General features: G+C 62.4%; 18 protein-coding genes. 4 read left to right on the top strand and 14 right to left on the bottom strand.

Annotated elements, in window-relative coordinates; genetic code table 11:
- Positions 1–53 precede the first annotated feature (53 nt).
- Entirely contained in the window at positions 54–3,956 is a 3,903-nt protein-coding gene (gene hrpA / locus RTE01_RS14245; RefSeq protein ID WP_134525764.1) for an ATP-dependent RNA helicase HrpA, read from the bottom strand.
- A gap of 201 nt (positions 3,957–4,157) precedes the next feature.
- On the opposite strand from hrpA, the gene azoR reads away from it, so the two are divergent.
- The 3 genes from azoR to nadS all read left to right on the top strand — a co-directional run bounded on the left by azoR (position 4,158) and on the right by nadS (position 5,623).
- A complete protein-coding gene (gene azoR, locus RTE01_RS14240; protein ID WP_134525762.1) occupies positions 4,158–4,763 on the top strand; it encodes an FMN-dependent NADH-azoreductase in 606 nt (201 codons plus the stop codon).
- A gap of 241 nt (positions 4,764–5,004) precedes the next feature.
- Complete coding sequence (locus RTE01_RS14235) at positions 5,005–5,337, top strand: type II toxin-antitoxin system RelE/ParE family toxin (protein WP_041145277.1); 333 nt, start codon at positions 5,005–5,007, stop codon at positions 5,335–5,337.
- A gap of 1 nt (position 5,338) precedes the next feature.
- A complete protein-coding gene (gene nadS, locus RTE01_RS14230) occupies positions 5,339–5,623 on the top strand; it encodes a NadS family protein (RefSeq protein ID WP_041145276.1) in 285 nt (94 codons plus the stop codon).
- A gap of 24 nt (positions 5,624–5,647) precedes the next feature.
- Here the strand turns inward: nadS and paaY are convergent, their stop codons facing one another.
- The 13 genes from paaY to paaA form a co-directional block, all read right to left on the bottom strand.
- Positions 5,648–6,244, bottom strand: a complete 597-nt coding sequence (gene paaY, locus RTE01_RS14225) for a phenylacetic acid degradation protein PaaY (RefSeq protein ID WP_041145275.1) — start codon at positions 6,242–6,244, stop codon at positions 5,648–5,650.
- A gap of 9 nt (positions 6,245–6,253) precedes the next feature.
- Positions 6,254–7,180, bottom strand: coding sequence for a phenylacetic acid degradation operon negative regulatory protein PaaX (gene paaX, locus RTE01_RS14220; RefSeq protein WP_166793726.1), 927 nt, complete (start codon positions 7,178–7,180; stop codon positions 6,254–6,256).
- 130 nt (positions 7,181–7,310) lie between these two features.
- The gene (gene paaK, locus RTE01_RS14215; RefSeq protein ID WP_041145273.1) at positions 7,311–8,627 is read right to left on the bottom strand and encodes a phenylacetate--CoA ligase PaaK; all 1,317 of its coding nucleotides are present in this window, start codon (positions 8,625–8,627) and stop codon (positions 7,311–7,313) included.
- A 26-nt stretch (positions 8,628–8,653) separates the two neighbouring features.
- Positions 8,654–9,859 (bottom strand): 3-oxoadipyl-CoA thiolase, encoded by a 1,206-nt coding sequence (gene pcaF, locus RTE01_RS14210; protein WP_041145272.1) that lies wholly within the window; start codon positions 9,857–9,859, stop codon positions 8,654–8,656.
- Positions 9,859–10,281 carry a hydroxyphenylacetyl-CoA thioesterase PaaI gene (gene paaI, locus RTE01_RS14205; RefSeq protein ID WP_134525760.1) on the bottom strand — a complete coding sequence of 141 codons (423 nt, stop codon included), beginning with the start codon at positions 10,279–10,281 and terminating at the stop codon, positions 9,859–9,861. The genes pcaF and paaI overlap by 1 nt, the downstream gene beginning before the upstream one ends.
- A complete protein-coding gene (paaH, locus tag RTE01_RS14200; protein WP_134525758.1) occupies positions 10,271–11,698 on the bottom strand; it encodes a 3-hydroxyacyl-CoA dehydrogenase PaaH in 1,428 nt (475 codons plus the stop codon). The genes paaI and paaH overlap by 11 nt, the downstream gene beginning before the upstream one ends.
- Before the next feature lie 3 nt (positions 11,699–11,701).
- A complete protein-coding gene (paaG, locus tag RTE01_RS14195; RefSeq protein WP_123551494.1) occupies positions 11,702–12,490 on the bottom strand; it encodes a 2-(1,2-epoxy-1,2-dihydrophenyl)acetyl-CoA isomerase PaaG in 789 nt (262 codons plus the stop codon).
- Between the two features lie 2 nt (positions 12,491–12,492).
- Positions 12,493–13,260 carry a 2,3-dehydroadipyl-CoA hydratase PaaF gene (paaF, locus tag RTE01_RS14190; RefSeq protein WP_141335112.1) on the bottom strand — a complete coding sequence of 256 codons (768 nt, stop codon included), beginning with the start codon at positions 13,258–13,260 and terminating at the stop codon, positions 12,493–12,495.
- Positions 13,257–14,327 (bottom strand): 1,2-phenylacetyl-CoA epoxidase subunit PaaE, encoded by a 1,071-nt coding sequence (paaE, locus tag RTE01_RS14185; protein ID WP_134525756.1) that lies wholly within the window; start codon positions 14,325–14,327, stop codon positions 13,257–13,259. The genes paaF and paaE overlap by 4 nt, the downstream gene beginning before the upstream one ends.
- Positions 14,328–14,334: 7 nt before the next feature.
- Positions 14,335–14,832, bottom strand: coding sequence for a 1,2-phenylacetyl-CoA epoxidase subunit PaaD (paaD, locus tag RTE01_RS14180; protein WP_076945451.1), 498 nt, complete (start codon positions 14,830–14,832; stop codon positions 14,335–14,337).
- Between the two features lie 12 nt (positions 14,833–14,844).
- The gene (paaC, locus tag RTE01_RS14175) at positions 14,845–15,600 is read right to left on the bottom strand and encodes a 1,2-phenylacetyl-CoA epoxidase subunit PaaC (RefSeq protein WP_134525754.1); all 756 of its coding nucleotides are present in this window, start codon (positions 15,598–15,600) and stop codon (positions 14,845–14,847) included.
- Positions 15,601–15,607: 7 nt separating this feature from the next.
- Entirely contained in the window at positions 15,608–15,895 is a 288-nt protein-coding gene (gene paaB / locus RTE01_RS14170) for a 1,2-phenylacetyl-CoA epoxidase subunit PaaB (RefSeq protein WP_041145265.1), read from the bottom strand.
- 11 nt (positions 15,896–15,906) lie between these two features.
- A complete protein-coding gene (paaA, locus tag RTE01_RS14165; protein WP_041145264.1) occupies positions 15,907–16,836 on the bottom strand; it encodes a 1,2-phenylacetyl-CoA epoxidase subunit PaaA in 930 nt (309 codons plus the stop codon).
- Between the two features lie 285 nt (positions 16,837–17,121).
- Here paaA and paaZ point away from each other — a divergent pair, with 285 nt between their 5' ends.
- A complete protein-coding gene (gene paaZ / locus RTE01_RS14160; protein ID WP_134525752.1) occupies positions 17,122–19,167 on the top strand; it encodes a phenylacetic acid degradation bifunctional protein PaaZ in 2,046 nt (681 codons plus the stop codon).
- The last annotated feature ends 31 nt before the right edge of the window (positions 19,168–19,198 follow it).

Below are 19,198 nucleotides of genomic sequence, written 5' to 3'. Positions count from 1 at the left end.
TTAAAAAGCAGCCTTCGCCCAAAGCACCCTAAAAACGACCCTCAGCCCGCCGATCAGGCGACGATCTGCTCCATCGCCTGCAGGATCCGCTTATCGGAAATCGGGTACGGGGTACCCAGCTGCTGGGCAAAGAAGCTAACGCGCAGCTCCTCGATCATCCAGCGGACCTCCTGCACGTCCTCATCGTCGCGCCGCGCCGGCGGCAGCTTATTCAACCACTGCTGCCACGCCTGCTGAATGCTCTCAATCTTCAGCATCTGCGCGCGATCGCGATGGGGATCGACGGCCATTTTCTCCAGACGCTTTTCAATCGCCTGCAGATAGCGCAGCGTATCCCCCAGCCGGCGGAAGCCGTTGCCGGTGACGAATCCGCGATAGACCAGCCCGCTCATCTGCGCCTTGATATCCGACAGCCCCAGCGCCATGGTCATATCCACGCGCCCTTTCAGCCGCTTGTTGACGTTGAACACCGCGGTCAGAATCTGCTCAACCTGTTTGGCTATCTCCACCACCGTATCGTTGAGCTCGGCGCGGACCTTCTCGTGCAGCTTCGCAAAGCCCTCTTCGGTCCATACCGGCCCGCCGGCCTCGTCGATAAGCTTATCGACGCCGCAGGAGATGCAGTCGTCAATCAGATCCAGCACCTTACCGTAGGGGTTAAAATAGAGCCCCAGCTTGGCTTTATTTGGCAGCTTCTCGTGCAGATATTTAATCGGCGACGGAATGTTCAGCAGCAGCAGACGCCGCAGACCGCGCCACATCGCCTGCTGCTGCTCGAGCGGATTGTCGAACAGCTTAATGGCGACGCTGTCACGTTCGTCCACCAGCGCCGGCCAGGCCTTAACCCGATAGTTGCCGCGCTTTTGCTCATAGCTTTCCGCCAGCGTGCCGAAGCTCCAGATATGCAGCCCGCTCTGCTCGATACCGTCATCGGCCACCGCGGAGAGCGTCTCCTGCACTTTCCCCTTCAGCGCGTCCTTTAACTCCTGCAGCGAACGGCCTTCGGCGAGCTTCTTGTTCTTATCATCCACCACCCGGAAGGTGATTTTTAGGTGATCGGGCACCTGATCCCACTGCCAGGCCTCGCGGTCGATGGTCACGCCGCTCATCCGCCGCAGCTCGCGCTCCAGCGAATCCAGCAGCGGCAGCTCCAGCGGCGTCGCGCGGCCTAAAAAGGCTTCGGCGTAGTTCGGCGCCGGGACAAAGTTACGCCGCACCGGTTTCGGCAGCGACTTAATCAGGGCGATAATCAGCTCCCGGCGCAGGCCGGGGATTTGCCATTCGAAGCCGGCCTCCTCCACCTGATTGAGCAGCGGCAGCGGAATATGCACCGTCACCCCATCGGCGTCGGCGCCCGGTTCAAACTGGTAGGTCAGGCGCAGCTTGAGGTTGCCCTGATGCCAGAAGTTCGGGTAGTCCAGCTTGCTGACCTGCTCCGCGCCCTCTTTAATCAGCATGCTCTTTTCGAAGTTGAGCAGATCCGGCGTCTCGCGGCTGGCCTGTTTCCACCAGTTGTCGAAATGGCGCGCCGAGATGACGTCATGGCTGATGCGCCGATCGTAGAACTCAAACATGGTCTCGTCATCGACCAGGATGTCGCGGCGGCGCGATTTGTGCTCCAGCTCTTCGATCTCAGTTCGCAGCTTGAGGTTATCGCGGAAGAAAGTGTGCCGGGTCTGCCAGTCACCCTCCACCAGCGCGTGGCGGATAAACAGCTCGCGGCACAGCGCCGGGTCAATCTGGCTGTAGTTCACCTTGCGGGCGGCAACGATCGGCAGGCCGTAGACGGTCACTTTCTCCGTCGCCATCACCGCGCCCTGCGCCCGCTCCCAGTGCGGTTCGCTGTACGAACGTTTAATCAGATGCTGCGCCACCGGCTCCACCCATTCCGGGTCGATGCGCGCGGCAATGCGCCCCCACAGGCGGCTGGTTTCCACCAGCTCGGCAACCATGGTCCACTTCGGCGGCTTCTTAAACAGCCCGGAGCCCGGGAAGATCGAGAAGCGGGCGTTACGCGCGCCGGTAAACTCCTGCTTGTCGGTATCCTTCATGCCGATATGCGACAGCAGCCCGGTCAGCAGCGCGGTGTGAATTTCGCGGTACTCCGCCGGTTCGCTATTGACCGGCAGGCCCAGCTCTTTCACCACCTGGCGCAGCTGGGTATAGATATCCTGCCACTCGCGCACCCGCAGATAGTTAAGAAAATCAAGGCGGCACTGACGGCGGAACTGGTTCGACGACAGCGCCTTCTGCTGCTCGCCGAGGTAGTTCCACAGGTTGACGAAGGCGAGGAAGTCCGACTCTTTATCGTGGAAGCGGCGGTGCTTCTCATCCGAAGCCTGCTGCTTGTCCATCGGCCGTTCGCGCGGGTCCTGAATCGACAGCGCCGAGGTGATGATCATCGCCTCGCGCACGCAGCCGTGCTTTTGCGCTTCCAGCACCATTCGCGCCAGCCGCGGGTCAACCGGCAGCTGGCTGAGCTGGCGGCCCATCGGCGTCAGCTTATAGGCGGTCATCTGCTCGTCGGTGGTAATCGCCCCGAGCTCCTCCAGCAGGCGCACGCCGTCCTGGATGTTACGCTTGTCCGGCGCCTCAACGAACGGGAAGGCGGCGATATCGCCCAGCCCCAGCGCGGTCATCTGCAGAATAACCGACGCCAGGTTGGTGCGCAGGATTTCCGGGTCGGTAAACGCCGGGCGCGACAGGAAATCGTCTTCGGAATAGAGACGAATACAGATCCCTTCCGATACGCGACCGCAGCGGCCTTTACGCTGGTTAGCGGAGGCCTGAGAAACGGGCTCAATCGGCAGACGCTGCACCTTGGTGCGGAAGCTATAGCGGCTGATGCGCGCGGTGCCCGGGTCGATAACGTACTTAATTCCCGGCACCGTCAGCGAGGTTTCCGCGACGTTGGTCGCCAGCACGATGCGCCGCCCGCTGTGGGACTGGAAGACGCGGTTCTGCTCGCTGTTCGACAGCCGGGCGTAGAGCGGCAGCACTTCGGTATGCCGCAGGTTGAGCTTATTGAGCGCATCGGCGGTATCGCGAATCTCCCGCTCGCCGCTCATAAAGATCAGGATATCGCCGGGGCTTTCATGGCCCAGCTCATCCACGGCGTCGAAAATCGCCTGCAGCTGATCGCGTTCGGTGTCGTCGGCCTCTTCCACGATCGGCCGGTAGCGAACTTCGACCGGATAGGTGCGGCCGGAAACTTCGATAATCGGCGCGTGGTTAAAGTGGCGCGAGAAGCGTTCCGGGTCGATGGTCGCCGAGGTGATGATGATTTTGAGGTCCGGACGCTTCGGCAACAGCTCCCGCAGGTAGCCGAGCAGGAAATCGATATTGAGGCTGCGTTCGTGGGCCTCATCGATAATGATGGTGTCGTACTGCAGCAGCAGCCGGTCCTGCTGGATCTCCGCCAGCAGAATACCGTCGGTCATCAGCTTGACCATGGTGTTGTCGCTGACGTGATCGCTAAAGCGCACCTTATAGCCGATGCAGCCGCCCGGCTCGCTTTGCAGCTCCTCGGCGATGCGGTTTGCCACGGTGCGTGCCGCCAGACGACGCGGCTGGGTGTGGCCAATTAAACCTTTCACCCCGCGCCCCAGCTCCATACAGATTTTTGGCAGCTGGGTGGTTTTACCGGAGCCGGTCTCCCCCGCCACAATCACCACCTGGTGGTCGCGCACGGCTTCGAGGATCTCCTGCTTTTTCTGGCTTACCGGCAGGTTTTCCGGATAGGTGATCGCCGGCCGCGCCGCTTCACGCAGCAGGACTTTCCCTGCCGCCGCCGCAATCTCCTGCGCCATCTCCCGCAGAATAGTCTGCTGGGATTCAGGATTTTTAACCTTCTTCACGCCGTGCAGACGGCGGGAAAAGCGTGACCTGTCGCGCAGCATCAGGCCGTCAAGCTGCTGGAAGAGCTGGGGGAAGGTGAAAATTTGTTGTTCTGTCATAGCGTTATCGGGCAGTGCTCTGCCAGGAAAAATCTCTTTTGAAGTATTGCTGTAGATTACCACAGCTGATCATTTCATGCCTTGTTCAAAAAAACTGAACACGGAGTTCGATTTATTGCGCTTTCTCTGTGGCATGATTGTGAATAAAGTGTCAGCAAGCACCAGGGCATCGACCCGTCAATCTCATATAAGGAAACACCCATGAGCAAAGTATTAGTTCTCAAATCCAGTATTCTGGCAGGGTACTCGCAATCCGGTCAGCTGTCCGACTATTTTGTTGAACAATGGCGTGAAAAGCACGCTGAAGACGTTATCACCGTGCGTGACCTGGCAGCAAATCCGATTCCGGTACTGGATGGCGAACTGGTGGGTGCTCTGCGTCCGAGCGATGCGCCGCTGACTCCGCGTCAGCAGGAAGCGCTGGCGCTGTCCGACGAGCTGATCGCCGAGCTGCAGGCAAATGACGTGATTGTTATCGCCGCGCCGATGTATAACTTCAACATCCCGACTCAGCTGAAAAACTACTTCGACCTCGTGGCTCGCGCTGGCGTCACCTTCCGCTACACCGAGAAAGGGCCGGAAGGTCTGGTTACCGGTAAACGCGCTATTGTTGTTACCAGCCGCGGCGGCATCCATAAAGATACCGCGACTGACCTGGTCACGCCGTACCTGTCAACCTTCCTCGGCTTCATCGGCATCACCGACGTGAACTTCGTCTTCGCTGAAGGCATCGCTTACGGTCCGGAAGTGGCGGCCAAAGCGCAGAACGACGCCAAAGCGGCCATCGATAGCGTAGTTGCGGCATAATAGATTTCCACTCCCACCGCCCGGTGGGAGTTTTTTCTCCCCATCACCCACTTTACGAGACGCCTCGTAACATCAGCAGCTCATTCCGTCAGAAAACCATTCAACCTGTACGATAGCGCTCACGGCTTGAGGCAACCCGTCTCCGACCTGCGGGCACCCGCCTGACAGATGGCCGTAAAATTATGCATGGGTACCATGTACACATAAAAGTGTACATGGTACCTTAATAAGGAGCGTACTCATGTGCTGTGCGATTGAATTTATCGAAACACCGCTGTTTACCCGGCAGATACAACAGCTTGCTACTGACGATGAGCTTCGGGCGCTGCAGAAAGAACTCATTGGCAATCCGGATGCCGGGGATATCATCCAGAATACGGGTGGCTTACGGAAAATCAGGATGGCGACAGGCTCTCAGGGGAAAAGCGGCAGCGCGAGGGTGATCTACTTCCTCGCAACCGCTGAGATTATCTATCTGGTTTTGGCTTACCCAAAAAGCACTAAAGATAGCCTGACCGATGCTGAAAAAGCGCAGCTCAAAAAACTAGCAAAACAACTGAAAAATGAGGTGTGATATGAGTTTTTTTGATGAGCTTCAAACGTCTCTCAAAGAAGCCGTGGATATCAAAAATGGCGATAAAGCCCCGGCCCGCGTGACTCGCTATGAGATTGCTGACGTGAAGGCCATTCGAGCGCGGCTGAACGTTTCCCAGACGGAAATGGCGCAAGCGCTGGGAACCAGCGTGGATACCATTAAAAGCTGGGAATCCAGACGACGCAACCCAACGGGGCTGGCGGCAAAAGTGCTGGCGGCGATTCAGGCGAACCCGGCGCTCTTTCAGGAGCTGGCTAAATATTAGCCCTCCATGCCGGAGGGCTATGGTTCAGGATGATGATTTCGGCCGCAGGCTTTCGTCAAACTCCAGGCGCTTTCTCTGCGGTTCCACCTCTTTCAGCGGCTCCACCTGATGCAGCGTTTGCTGGCAGCGTTCGACCAGCACCTGATACTCCCGCGTCCCCTGCTTTTTCCACGCGATCTCCTGCTCGCTCAGGGTGCGAATCGCCTTCGCCGGGCTGCCGACGATCAGATGGTTGGCCGGCATCTCGGCTTTGGCCTTAACGAACGCCGAGGCGCCAACGATGCTGTTTTCGCCAATCGTCGCGCCGTCGATAATCACCGCGCTCATCCCCACCAGCGCGTTGCGGCCGATGACGCAGCCGTGGAGGATCGCCCCGTGGCCGATATGCCCGTCCTCTTCGACCACCGTATCCTGGCCGGGAAAGCCGTGCATCACGCAGTTATCCTGAATGTTCGCGCCGTCTTTCACCACAATACGCCCGAAATCACCGCGCAGGCTGGCGTTGGGCCCGACGTACACGCCTTTCCCGAGGATCACGTCGCCAATCAGCACTGCCGTGGGGTGAACGTAGCTTTCATCGGGGACCACCGGGGTCATTCCGTCTATCTGATAAATCGGCATCGGCTCTCCTTAAGCGGCGGTCAGGCCGCCAAAACGTTGAAAATAGAGCGGCCCCGGCGCCGGCAGTTCGCCGACCGAGCTCTCCCCGTGCTCGCTCACGAAGGCCAGCGCGCCGGGGGCGACGCGTTGATAAATATTGATGCACAGCTGGCGCGCGGTCTGCCCCAGCCAGTGCGCCGGCAGCAGCTCCTCCGGCAGGAGCGGATCTTTGAGCACCACCCGACGATAAAAATGGATTAACAGCAGCTGGATCTGGAAGCAGCGCTCGGCGGTCAGCTCCGCGCTATCGACGTCGCGCAGCAGCGGCAGCAGCGGGCGAAACAGCGAAATAAAGGTTTCGTACATCGCGTTTTGCTCGGTCAGATGCCAGCACTCCTCGACGCGCGCGCGCAGCGCCGCCCGGGAGAGCGCCAGCGGAGAGTGCGCTTCAAAACAGATGACGTTCTCCGCCACTCCCGCCTCATGCAGCAGCGACTGGACGTCCGCCAGCTTCTGCGACGGCGAGGCGAGCAGGCTCGGCGCGAGCGCGCCAAAGCCCTGCCACAGAAGCTGCTTTTTCACTTCCGCCAGGGTGTTTTTTTCCAGCCCCTCGGAGAGCAGCAGCAGCCAGGTGCCGTCCCACTCCGGGGCGCCGGCGCGATAAATTTTGTGCTCCGCGCGGCGGGTCAGGCGCAGCCCCTTGTCGCTCAGACGATAGAAGCTGCGGCGGCCGATGCGCACCACGTCCAGCCACTCCTCCTTGTTAAGGCGAAACAGCGCCGTACGCACAAAGCGTTCGCCAAACCCCAGCCCTTCGAGCAGGGCCGCCACGCTGCCGAGCCACACTTCGCCCCCGCGCTGCAGCAGCGAATCGCCGTACAACGAGGCGATCAGCGAGGTCCCGCTAATCGGCATCGCCGTTACCGCCTGTTGAATAAAATTATCAAGCCTGCTCATCTGATTCATTCCGTTGCTGTTATTAGTCCATGACGAATCATAGCACAGGGAGCTCCCGGCAGGCGCGCGGCGTCCCGCTGGGATTTCATCGCCCGGCCGGGCTGTGATGCGCGGGCCGGGAGGCGCTGACCTAGCCGTTAGCGGCAACCTTGCGCAGGTCGAACACCCGGCAGGCTTTGCCTTCTGAACGCGGGATGCTGCCGCAGTTGACGATGCTGATATCGGTGGAGATCCCGACCATCGACTTGATGCGGTGACGCAGCTGATGGCAGATCTGGCAGCGCTGCTCGTGGGTCAGCGACAGGCTGCTCTCTTTCAGCTCCACGCGTACCGAAAGTGAATCAAGATGGCCACGGCGATTGACCTCCAGCTGATAGTGCGGCGCCAGATGCTCCACCTTGAGGATCTCCTCCTCCAGCTGCGACGGGAAGACGTTGACGCCGCGAATGATCAGCATGTCGTCGCTGCGTCCGCTGATGCGATCCATCCGCCGCATGCTGCGCGCGGTGCCCGGCAGCAGGCGGGTCAGATCGCGGGTGCGGTAGCGGATCACCGGTAGCGCCTCTTTGGTCAGGGTGGTGAACAGCAGCTCGCCGTGTTCGCCATCCGCCAGCGGCGTGCCGTCGTGCGGGTTGACCACCTCTGGATAGAAATGATCTTCCCAGATGGTCGGGCCGTCGGCGGTTTCCAGACACTCCATCGCCACCCCCGGCCCCATGACTTCCGAAAGTCCGTAGATATCCAGGGCGGTGATCCCGAGACGGCGCTCGATTTCCGCCCGCATTGCCAGCGTCCACGGCTCGGCGCCGAATACGCCAACCCGCAGGGAGCAGCGGCTGGCATCGCCGCCCATCTGCCGCTCGAGCTCTTCAATCAGGTTCAGGCAGTACGAGGGCGTAACCATAATCATATCCGGCTGAAAATCGCGGATCAGCTGCGCCTGTTTTTCCGTCTGGCCGCCGGACATCGGGATCACCGTGGCCCCCAGACGCTCCGCGCCGTAGTGCGCGCCAAGGCCGCCGGTGAACAGGCCGTAGCCGTAGGCAACGTGGATTTTATCCTTCGCCGTGCCGCCCGCCGCGCGCAGGGAGCGGGCGACGATGTTGGCCCAGGTATCAATATCGTTTTGCGTGTAGCCGACCACCGTCGGCTTGCCGGTAGTTCCCGACGAGGCGTGGATGCGCACAATCTGCTCCATCGGCACCGCAAAGGTATCGAACGGGTAGTTATCGCGCAGATCCTGCTTGGTGGTGCACGGGAACTTGCTCAGGTCGCTCAGCTCATGGAAGTCGTCAGGATGCACCCCCGCCGCGTCAAACTTGCGGCGGTACATCGGAACATTGTCGTAAGCGTGTTTCAGCGTCCACTTCAGACGCTGGGTTTGCAGAGCCTGTAATTCGTCACGAGAAGCGTTTTCAATCGGATCTAATTTTGTATTAGTTATCATTTTAGGGTACTCGCAGGTAAATTAGCTCACACTCGCTCGAGGATCATGGCAATGCCCTGACCCACGCCAATACACATCGTACACAGGGCGTAGCGCCCGCCGCGGCGCTGCAGCTCCAGGCTCGCGCTCAGCGCCAGCCGGGCGCCGCTCATTCCCAGCGGGTGGCCGAGAGCGATGGCGCCGCCGTTGGGGTTAACGTGCGCGGCATCGTCCGCCACGCCCAGCTGTCTGAGCACCCCCAGCGCCTGGGCCGCGAAGGCTTCGTTCAGTTCAATGACGTCCATATCGTTAATGTTCAGCCCCGCGCGCTCCAGCACCTTGCGCACGGCGGGCACCGGCCCGAGCCCCATCAGCCGTGGTTCAACCCCCGCCGTGGCCATCGCCACGATGCGCGCCCGCGGCGTCAGCCCCTGGGCCAGCGCCTGCTGTTCGCTGGCGATAATCAGCGCCGCGGCGCCGTCGTTAACTCCGGAGGCGTTTCCGGCGGTGACCACGCCGCCCTTGCGGAACGGGGTTTTTAGCTGTGAAAGCTGCTCCAGGGTGGTCTCCGCCCGCGGATGTTCGTCCTCGCGAACGGCGCTGACCGCCCCTTTCTTGCCGATAATCTGTACCGGTACGATCTCCTGCGCCAGGATGCCGTTACGCTGGGCTTTCGCCGTCAGCTGCTGGCTGCGCAGGGCGAAGGCGTCCTGATCGGCGCGGCTAATATTTAACAACTCGGCTACATTCTCCGCCGTTTCTGGCATGCTGTCAGTGCCAAATTGCTGCTGCATGAGCGGGTTCACAAAACGCCAGCCGATGGTGGTATCAAACAGCTCCGCCTGACGCTGGTAAGGCGCGCTGGCCTTGCCCATCACAAACGGTGCCCGCGACATCGACTCTACCCCGCCGGCAATCATCAGGTCGGCGTCCCCGGCCCTGATGGCGCGGGCGGCAAAGCCAATTGCGTCCAGTCCGGAGCCGCACAGGCGGTTGATGGTGGTGCCGGAGACGCTCTGCGGGTAGCCCGCCAGCAGCGTCGCCATATGCGCCACGTTGCGGTTATCTTCTCCGGCCTGGTTGGCGCAGCCGAAAATCACGTCGTCAATGCAGCCGGGATCGAGGCGCGGGTTGCGGCTCAGCAGCTCGCGCAGCGGAATGGCGGCCAAATCGTCGGCCCGCACGCTGGCGAGCGCCCCGCCGTAACGGCCGATCGGCGTACGAATGCCGTCACAAATAAAGGCGTCGCGCATCAAACTTCTCCTGTGATTGTGCCGCCGATGCGGTGCGATTTACCGCGAAACAGGGCGACAATTTTCTGTTGTTGGTTAACGATGTCGATGTCGTAGACGCCGGTCAGTTTGCCCTGCTGCCTGACCCGTGCGGTGGCGACCAGCCGGTCGCCGGCGAAGGCCGGGCGCAGAAAGTCGATGCTCGCCGCCGAGGCTACCGCCGCCAGCCCCTGGCTGTTGCAGGCGTAGGCAAAAGCGGTATCGGCGAGAGAAAAGAGCTGCCCGCCGTGGCAGGTTTGATGGCCGTTAAGCATGTTCGGCGCGACGGTCATGGTCATCTGCGCGTAGCCTTCGTCCATCTCAATAATGTCGATCCCCAGCGTTTGGGCGCAGGTATCGAGTTCGTACATCGCGCGCGCGTTGCACCAGGCCTTATCGTTCATGACGCATCTCCAGCAGCGCCTTCTGGCGCAGTAGCGAACAGGGGCGATAGCGCTCCTCGCCGTAGTGCTGCTGGAGGTTTTCCAGCAGGTGCAGCACGCGGTTCCAGCCCAGTCGGGCGCCCCACGCCAGCGGACCGTGCGGATAGTTCACCCCGAGGCGCATCGCGGTGTCGATATCCGCCGGTTCGGCCACCCCTTTCTGCACCGCATCCAGCGCTTCATTTACCAGCATCGCCACCGTGCGCCACACCAGCAGCCCCGGATAGTCGGCAATCTGCAGTACTTTTTTGCCCTGCTGCTGAAAATAGTGCACCGCTTTATCGGTGGCCGACTGCGGATTAGACTCCGCGCTCGCCAGCACCACCGTCTCCCCGGCGCTGTGGTCATAGACCACTACCGGACGGCCGTACTGGGCGCTCAGGGCCTCGGCGGTTTGGCCTTCGGTCTCCATCAGCAGCAGTTCGTCAAGTTCAGTGACGGCGTCACTTTTACGGCGAATTTTCAACGCGCCTGCCGGGTTGGGCACCGCGCTGAGGGTCAGTTCCGTCTGGGCATCCAGCGGCCAGCGGTAGACGCCCTGCCCGCTCTTTTTGCCCAGACGCCCGGCCAGCGCCAGCTCCTGCTGCAGCAGCGAGGGAAGAAAGCGCCGGTCCTGCCAGAAGGCGTTGAACACCGAACAGGTCACCGCGAAGTTGACGTCCTGGCCGATCAAATCGGTCAGCGCCAGCGGCCCCATCGGGAAACCGCCGCCGTCGCGCAGCGCCGCGTCAATGACCTGCGCGGGAGCGACCAGCTCCTCCAGCGCGCGCCAGGCTTCGGCATAGAACGGGCGCGCGACGCGATTGACGATAAACCCGGGCGTTGAGCGGCAGCGTACCGGCTGCTTGCCCCACGCGGTGACGCATCGGCACAGCTGTTCGACCACCTCCGGCGAGGTGGCCAGGCCGCTGACCACTTCCACCAGCTTCATCACCGGCGCCGGATTAAAGAAGTGCAGCCCGGCAACGCGCTCCGGGTGCTTAACGTCGGCGGCAATCGCGGTAATCGAAATCGAGGAGGTGTTGCTGGTGAGCAGCGCGGAGGGCGAGCAGATCTCCGCCAGCTGGCTGAACAGCGCTTTTTTGACCTCAGGACGTTCGGAAGCCGCTTCAATCACCAGCTGCGCCGGCGCCAGCGCGGCCAGCTCCGTCGTCGGCACGATACGGGCCAGCAGCGCCTCGGCCTGCTCTGCGGTCAGCCTGCCACGCGCGACGCGCGAGGCCAGCCGCTGGCGAATACCGTCCACCGCGCGGGTTAGCGCATCGGCGGCGATATCGTAAAGCAGCACCTGATGTCCGGCACCGGCGGCAACTTCCGCAATCCCTGAGCCCATGGTGCCGCCGCCGATCACGGCGACGAGATGCAGTGTTGTGCTCATAGGCTATTTCCCGCTGAACTGTGGAGGACGCTTGGCGAGGAAAGCGCTTACGCCTTCGCGGTAGTCGGCGCTGCGTCCGGCCATGCGCTGGTAGTCGCGTTCCAGGTCAAGCTGGGCATCGAGGCCGTTGGTTTCCGCGGCCAGCAGGGCTTGCTTAATCAGGCCGAGACCAAAGGTCGGCTGCGCCGCCAGATGGCGGGCCAGCTGCAGGCTGGTGTCCGCCAGCTCGGCGTCTTCCACCAGCTGCCAGATCATCCCCCACTGGGCGGCCTGTTCGGCGCTGAGCTTCTCGCCCAGCAGCGCCAGCCCCATCGCCCTGGCGCGTCCGGCAACCCGCGGCAGGAACCAGCTGCCGCCGCAGTCGGGCACCAGCCCGAGCCTGCTGAAGGCCATCACGAAGCTGGCGGATCGCGCGGCGAGCACCATGTCGCAGCCCAGCGCCAGCGTTGCCCCGGCCCCGGCCGCCACGCCGTTAACCGCCGCAATCACCGGCTTCGGCAGCGCCGCCAGGCGGCGCACCAGCGGGTTATAGAAACGCTCCACCGACAGCCCCAGATCCGGCGCCGGGCCGCTGGGGTCAACGTTGCGATCGTTAAGATCCTGGCCGGCGCAAAATCCGCGTCCGGCACCGGTGATCAGCAGGCAGCGCACGCTGTCGTCGCGCTCGGCCTGGGTCAGAGACTCGGCGAGCTGCTGATGCATCAGGTCATTAAAGCTGTTCAGGCGATCCGGACGGTTAAGGGTAATCGTCATCACGCCCTGTTCTACGGTGCTGAGAATAAAAGCTTCCACCATTAGCGTCCTTTAAATTGCGGGGTACGTTTTTGTAAAAAGGCGTCGATGCCTTCGCGCCGATCTTCCGTCGCGCTGAGCAGCGTAAACAGCTGGCGCTCCTGCTGGAGCCCGGCCTGCAGCCCCACCTCCTGCGACTGACGCAGCGCCTGCTTCGCCGCCCGCAGCGCCAGCGGCGAGTGGAGGGCTACGGTGGCGGCCAGCCTGAGGGCATATTCATTGGTTAAGGCCGGCGGATAGATATCGCTCACCAGCCCGGCCTGCTGCGCTCGCCGGGCGTCGATGGCTTCGCCGCTCAGCACCATGCGGCTGGCCAGCGCCTTGCCGACGCAGCGGATCAGCCGCTGGGTGCCGCCCGCGCCTGGCATCATGCCGAGGGTGATTTCCGGCACCCCGAAGCGGGCATTATCCCCCGCGACCACCAGGTCGCAGAGCAGCGCCAGCTCGCAGCCCGCGCCGAGGGCGTAGCCGTTTACTGCCGCAATCAGCGGTTTCGGGAAGGCGTCAATTCGCGCCCACAGGCGGGGGCGAAGATCATCGAACGTGGCCGGAAGATCTTTTTCCGCCATTTCGTTCAGGTCGGCGCCGGCGGCAAAGAAGCGCTGGCCGCCGCTAATCACGCAGGCGCTCACGCCCGGATCGGCCGCCGCGGCTTCCAGCGCCTCGGCAAGCAGCGTCAGCAGCGCATTATTGAGCGCATTGCGCGCCTGCGGCCGGTTGAGGGTCAGATGCAGCACCCGCTCGTGGCGGCTCATCAGCAGTTCGCTCATGCCATCCCCCTGGCGTCAAAATCCACCACCACGTCGCCGCTGGTCGGCAGCGCCTGGCAGCTGAGCACGTATCCGGCCGCCAGCTCCTCCGCTTCGAGGCTGTAGTTTGCCGCCATCGCCACTTCCCCGCGCAGCACCTTGCATTTGCAGGTGGCGCAGACGCCGCCTTTACAGGCGAACGGCAGATCCGCCCCCTGGCGCAGCGCCGCGTCGAGAATGCTGTCATCCTCCGCGCTGAGGGCCACCAGCCGGTCACGGCCGTCCTGACGAATGGTCACGGTTCGGCCCTCGGCCTGCACCCCGGTGGCGCGCTTAACGCTGCTGCCTGGGGTATTAAAACGTTCAAGATGAATGCTGTTCGCCGCCATTCCCAGCTCCCCCAGCGCGGCTTCCGCGTCATCCATCATCGCCGCCGGGCCGCAAATAAAGGCCTCGTCGAAGCGGCTGAAGTCCAGCAGCCGGCCGGAGAGCGCGCGCAGCTTATCGCCGTCGATGCGTCCCTGCAGCAGGTCGCTGTCCATCGACTCCTGGCTAAACAGGTGCACCACCTGCAGCCGCTGCGGATAGCGGTCTTTCAGGTCCGCCAGCGCCTGGCGAAACATCATGCTGTGGCTGCTGCGGTTGCCGTAGATCAGGGTGAAGCGGCTTTGCGCTTCGGTGGCGAGCGTGGCGCCAATAATCGCCATCATCGGCGTTATGCCGGAGCCGGCGGCAATCGCCAGGTATTCGCCGCGCCGTTCGGCCTGCGGCTGGTAGCCGAAATGGCCCTGCGGAACCATCACCTCCAGGGCCATGCCCTGGTGGATATCGTTCTGCGCATAGCGGGAGAAGCGGCCGCCGTCGATGGCCTTTACCGCCACGCTGATTTCGGCCGGGGAGCGGCTGCGGCAGATGGAGTAGCAGCGCCGCAGCTCTTCCCCGCCGAGGCGGGTTTTCACGGTCAGATGCTGGCCGGGACGGAAGGCGTACTCGGTCTGCAGCGCGTCGGGGATAGCAAAGGTAATGGTCACCGCATCGCGGGTTTCCGGCTCCACTCTCGCGACGGTAAGCGAATGAAACGTCGTCATGGCAACCTCAAATACATTTAAAGTAATCAAAGGGTTCGCGGCAGCTGTCGCAGCGGTAGAGCGCTTTGCAGGCCGTGGAACCGAATTCGCTAATCAGCGAGGTGTGGACGCTGCCGCAGCGCGGGCAAACCACCTCCTGCGGCATATCGGCGTGGCAGGCGTGCCCCTGCGGCGGGCTGATCCCGTACTGGCGCAGGCGCTCGCGGGCCGCCTGATTCATCCAGTCGGTGGTCCACGGCGGGTCAAGCTGCAGGACAATATGCACCGGCGTGTAGCCGTGGCGGGCCATCGCCGCGCGGATCTCGCCCAGCAGATGCTCCGTTGCCGGGCAGCCAGAGTAGGTCGGCGTAAAGCCAATCACCCAGCCCTCGCCGCGCGGCGCCACGCTGCGCACCATCCCGAGGTCGGTAATGGTCAGCACCGGCACTTCCGGGTCGGGGATCTCGCTGAGCAGGGCCCAGATAGCGTGCACGTCGGCGGGGGCGATCGCGGTCAGTCGTTGCATAGCCACCTCCTGCTACCACTGCTGGCCGGGATAGGCGCGCTGCAGATACTGCATCTCCGCGAGCATCGGTCCGAGGTGTTCGCTGTGCAAACCCTGCTTGCCGCCGCTGCGAAACGCCGCTTCCTGCGGGATCTGCAGACCCGACTCCAGCAGCGCGGTATGCACCGTGCTCTGCCACGCCCCCTGAAGCTCGCGCGGGTCGACGGCAATTCCCTGCTCAACCAGGCTCAGCTCCAGCGCGTCGGCCATAAACAGCTCGCCGGTAAAGCGCCACAGGCCATCGACCGCCTGCTGCATTTTTTGCGCGGAGAGCGGCGTGCCGTTGCCCAGACGTTCGAGCCAGCCGCGGCTAAAGCGCAGGTGGTAGCGCACCTCCTTCAGCCCCTTGGCGGCGATCGCGGCAATTTGCGCATCGCGGCTCTCCACCAGGCGGGTGAACAGCGCTACGTGCCAGGCGTCGATAAAGAACTGGCGGACAAGGGTGTCGGCGAAGCTGCCGTTCGGCTGCTCCACCAGCAGCAGGTTGTGAAACTGGCGCTCGTCGCGGCCAAAGGCGAGAGTGTCTTCGTCCCCGCTTCCCGCCAGCTCCGCCGCGTAGGTAAGGAAGTTACGCGCCTGGCCGAGCAGGTCGAGGCCGATATTGGCCAGCGCCAGATCAATCTCCAGCTCCGGCGCGTGGCCGCACCACGCCCCCAGGCGCTGGGCCAGCACCAGGCCGTTATCGCCCAGACGCAGGGCATAGGTTGCAACGGGATTCAGGTTATTCATCGCTGCCTCACATATGTTCCATGCCGTCCGGCACGCTGTAGAAAGTAGGATGGCGGTAGATTTTGCTCTCCGCCGGGTCAAAGAATTCGCCGCGCTCTTCCGGCTGCGAAGCGATAATTTCGCTGGCCTTGACCACCCACAGCGAGCAGCCTTCGCTGCGGCGGGTGTAGACATCGCGGGCGTTTTCCAGCGCCATCTGGTCGTCGGCGGCGTGCAGGCTGCCGACGTGGCGGTGCGAAAGTCCCTGTTTGCTGCGAACAAAAACCTCATATAACGGCCAGTAAACGTTGCTCATGGTGGTGCTCCTTACGCCGCGTCGCGGGAGTGTTGTTTTTGCGCGTGGGCCAGCGCGGCTTCCCGCACCCATGCCCCCTCTTCCCAGGCTTTACGCTTGGCGGCCAGCCGTTCGTGGTTGCAGATCCCGCGGCCGCTAATGACCTCGTTCAGCTCCTGCCAGTCAATCTCGCCGAAACGGTAGCGGCCGCTGGCCTCGTCGAAGCGCAGCTCGGCGTCCGGGACGGTCATCCCGAGCAGCTCGACCTGCGGCACGGTGTTGTCGACAAAGCGCTGGCGCAGCTCATCGTTGGAGTGCAGCTTGATCTTCCACGCCATGCTGCGCGCGCTGTTGGGCGAGCTGTCATCGCTGGGGCCAAACATCATCAGCGCCGGCCACCAGAAGCGGTCGATCGCGTCCTGCAGCATCCGCCGCTGTTCGTCGCTGCCCTGGGCCAGCACCATGCAGGCTTCAAATCCCTGGCGCTGGTGGAAGCTCTCTTCCTTGCAGATTTTGACCATCGCCCTGGCGTACGGGCCGTAAGAGGTGCGGCACAGAGCCACCTGATTGACGATGGCGGCACCGTCCACCAGCCAGCCGATCACGCCGATATCCGCCCAGCTCAGCGTCGGGTAGTTAAAAATAGAGGAGTACTTCATCCGCCCGTCGAGCATCTTCTGATAGAGATCTTCCCGGGCGCAGCCGAGGGTTTCCGCCGCGCTGTACAGATAGAGGCCGTGGCCGGCCTCATCCTGCACTTTAGCCAGCAGGATCGCCTTGCGGCGCAGCGTCGGGGCGCGGGTGATCCAGTTCCCTTCCGGCAGCATGCCGACAATTTCCGAGTGCGCATGCTGGCCAATCTGGCGGATCAGCGTCTGGCGGTAGGCGTCGGGCATCCAGTCCTGCGGTTCGATGGCCGTATCCTGCGCGATGCGCTGGTCAAAGCGTTGTTCTTCTGTCACGTCATCACCTTTATGATTCCTATAAATTCAACAAATCAATTTTTGTGAATCACTTTGTTTTATAAAAGTTACACTCTGGTTAAATAAAACCACAAATTTTGTTTGTCTTTTTTGTGACGATCGCCGCAAAACATTCCACTAACAGCGTAAATACAACAACATACGGCACGAACTCACGACATCATCGATCACAATGTTAATAAATTATTAAATATAGGCTTGCATTTAATGATTCATAAAATAACTATTTATAGATATTTCACGTAACAAATCTGGAGATTCGCGATGCAGCAGTTAGCCAGCTACTTATCCGGCGCCTGGCAGACCGGCCGGGGCCGCACCCGTACTATTCACCACGCCATCAGCGGCGAAGCGCTGTGGGAAGTCACCAGCGAAGGGCTGGATATGGCGCAGGCGCGCCGCTTTGCCATCGAGCGCGGCGGCAAAGCGCTGCAGGCCATGACCTTTATTGAGCGCAGCGCGATGCTCAAGGCGGTGGCCAAACACCTGCTGGAGCACAAGGCCGACTTCTATGCCATTTCGGCGCAAACCGGGGCGACCCGCGCCGATAGCTGGGTCGATATCGAAGGCGGCATCGGCACGCTGTTTACCTATGCGGGACTGGGCAGCCGGGAGCTGCCGGACGATAATCTGTGGCCGGAAGATGAGCCGATCCCGCTGTCAAAACAGGGAGGCTTCGCCGCCCGCCACGTGCTGACCTCAAAGTCCGGCGTGGTGGTGCATATCAACGCCTTCAACTTCCCCTGCTGGGGGATGCTGGAGAAACTGGCGCCAACCTGGCTGGCCGGGATGCCGGCGATCGTCAAGCCGGCTACCGCCACCGCCCAGCTGACCCAGGCGATGGTGCAATCCATCGTTGACAGCGGCCTGGTGCCGGAAGGCGCCCTCAGCCTGATTTGCGGCGGCGCGGGGGATCTGCTCGAGCATCTCGATAGCCAGGACGTGGTGACCTTCACCGGCTCCGCCGCCACCGGCCAGCAGCTGCGCGTGCACCCGAACCTGGTGGCGAAATCCATCCCCTTCACCATGGAAGCCGACTCGCTGAACTGCTGCGTGCTGGGGGATGACGTCACGCCAGAGCAGCCGGAGTTCGCGCTGTTTATTCGCGAAGTGGTGCGCGAAATGACCGCGAAAGCCGGGCAGAAATGTACCGCAATCCGCCGGATTATCGTGCCGCAGGCGCAGGTCAGCGCGGTGAGCGAGGCGCTGATCGCCCGGCTGGAGAAGGTGCTGGTGGGCGATCCGGCGCAGGAAGGGGTCAAAATGGGCGCGCTGGTGAATAACGACCAGCGCCGGGACGTGCAGGAGAACGTCAATAAGCTGATTGCGGCCGGCTGCGAAATCCGCCTCGGCGGCCGGGCGGACCTCAGCGCCGCCGGGGCCTTTTTCCCGCCAACGCTGCTGTTCTGCCCGCAGCCGGATGAAACCCCGGCGGTGCACGCCATCGAAGCCTTCGGCCCGGTAGCGACCCTGATGCCGTACCAAAACCGCGAGCACGCCCTGACCCTCGCCCGGGCGGGCGAAGGCAGCCTGGTGGGGACGCTGGTCACCGCCAGCGGCGAGCTGGCACGATCGTTTATTCTCGGCGCCGCCCGCTGCCACGGGCGTATTCAGATCCTCAACGAAGAGTCGTCCGCCGAGTCTACCGGCCACGGCTCTCCGCTGCCGCAGCTGGTTCACGGCGGCCCGGGACGCGCCGGAGGCGGCGAAGAGCTCGGCGGCCTGCGGTCGGTGAAGCACTATATGCAGCGCACGGCGGTTCAGGGCAGCCCGACCATGCTGGCCGCCATCTCCAGACAGTGGGTTCGCGGCGCGCAGGTGGCCGAAGACCGCGTTCACCCATTCCGCAAATATTTCGAAGAGATCCAGCCCGGCGACAGCCTGCTGACGCCGCGCCGCACGCTGACCGAGGCGGATATCGTCAATTTTGCCTGCCTGAGCGGCGACCACTTCTACGCCCACATGGATAAGATTGCCGCCGCCGAGTCGATTTTCGGCGAACGGGTGGTGCACGGTTACTTCCTGATCTCCGCGGCCGCCGGGCTGTTCGTCGATGCCGGCGTCGGGCCGGTTATCGCCAACTACGGCATGGAAAATCTGCGCTTTATCGAGCCGGTGAAGCCGGGAGACACTATCCAGGTACGCCTGACCTGCAAGCGTAAAACGGTCAAACGCCAGCGCACGGCGGAAGAGAAAGCCACCGGCGTCGTCGAGTGGGCGGTAGAGATATTTAACCAGCACCAGCAGCCGGTGGCGCTCTACTCCATTCTGACCCTCGTTGCCCGCCAGCACGGCGACTTCCCGGCCTGACGGCAAAACGCCCTCCCCATCGCCCCGGAAC

Source organism: Klebsiella terrigena, assembly GCF_006539725.1.
GTDB classification, from domain to species: domain Bacteria; phylum Pseudomonadota; class Gammaproteobacteria; order Enterobacterales; family Enterobacteriaceae; genus Klebsiella; species Klebsiella terrigena.
The sequence above is the reverse complement of the archived record's forward strand: the minus strand, read 5'-3'. Positions and strand labels throughout refer to the sequence as shown.

What these genes read in the sequence shown, in the direction of transcription:
- hrpA (WP_134525764.1), bottom strand. Translation starts at nt 3,956, where the DNA reads ATGACAGAACAACAAATTTTCACCTTCCCCCAGCTCTTCCAGCAGCTT.
- azoR (WP_134525762.1), top strand. Translation starts at nt 4,158, where the DNA reads ATGAGCAAAGTATTAGTTCTCAAATCCAGTATTCTGGCAGGGTACTCG.
- RTE01_RS14235 (WP_041145277.1), top strand. Translation starts at nt 5,005, where the DNA reads ATGTGCTGTGCGATTGAATTTATCGAAACACCGCTGTTTACCCGGCAG.
- nadS (WP_041145276.1), top strand. Translation starts at nt 5,339, where the DNA reads ATGAGTTTTTTTGATGAGCTTCAAACGTCTCTCAAAGAAGCCGTGGAT.
- paaY (WP_041145275.1), bottom strand. Translation starts at nt 6,244, where the DNA reads ATGCCGATTTATCAGATAGACGGAATGACCCCGGTGGTCCCCGATGAA.
- paaX (WP_166793726.1), bottom strand. Translation starts at nt 7,180, where the DNA reads ATGAGCAGGCTTGATAATTTTATTCAACAGGCGGTAACGGCGATGCCG.
- paaK (WP_041145273.1), bottom strand. Translation starts at nt 8,627, where the DNA reads ATGATAACTAATACAAAATTAGATCCGATTGAAAACGCTTCTCGTGAC.
- pcaF (WP_041145272.1), bottom strand. Translation starts at nt 9,859, where the DNA reads ATGCGCGACGCCTTTATTTGTGACGGCATTCGTACGCCGATCGGCCGT.
- paaI (WP_134525760.1), bottom strand. Translation starts at nt 10,281, where the DNA reads ATGAACGATAAGGCCTGGTGCAACGCGCGCGCGATGTACGAACTCGAT.
- paaH (WP_134525758.1), bottom strand. Translation starts at nt 11,698, where the DNA reads ATGAGCACAACACTGCATCTCGTCGCCGTGATCGGCGGCGGCACCATG.
- paaF (WP_141335112.1), bottom strand. Translation starts at nt 13,260, where the DNA reads ATGAGCGAACTGCTGATGAGCCGCCACGAGCGGGTGCTGCATCTGACC.
- paaE (WP_134525756.1), bottom strand. Translation starts at nt 14,327, where the DNA reads ATGACGACGTTTCATTCGCTTACCGTCGCGAGAGTGGAGCCGGAAACC.
- paaD (WP_076945451.1), bottom strand. Translation starts at nt 14,832, where the DNA reads ATGCAACGACTGACCGCGATCGCCCCCGCCGACGTGCACGCTATCTGG.
- paaC (WP_134525754.1), bottom strand. Translation starts at nt 15,600, where the DNA reads ATGAATAACCTGAATCCCGTTGCAACCTATGCCCTGCGTCTGGGCGAT.
- paaB (WP_041145265.1), bottom strand. Translation starts at nt 15,895, where the DNA reads ATGAGCAACGTTTACTGGCCGTTATATGAGGTTTTTGTTCGCAGCAAA.
- paaZ (WP_134525752.1), top strand. Translation starts at nt 17,122, where the DNA reads ATGCAGCAGTTAGCCAGCTACTTATCCGGCGCCTGGCAGACCGGCCGG.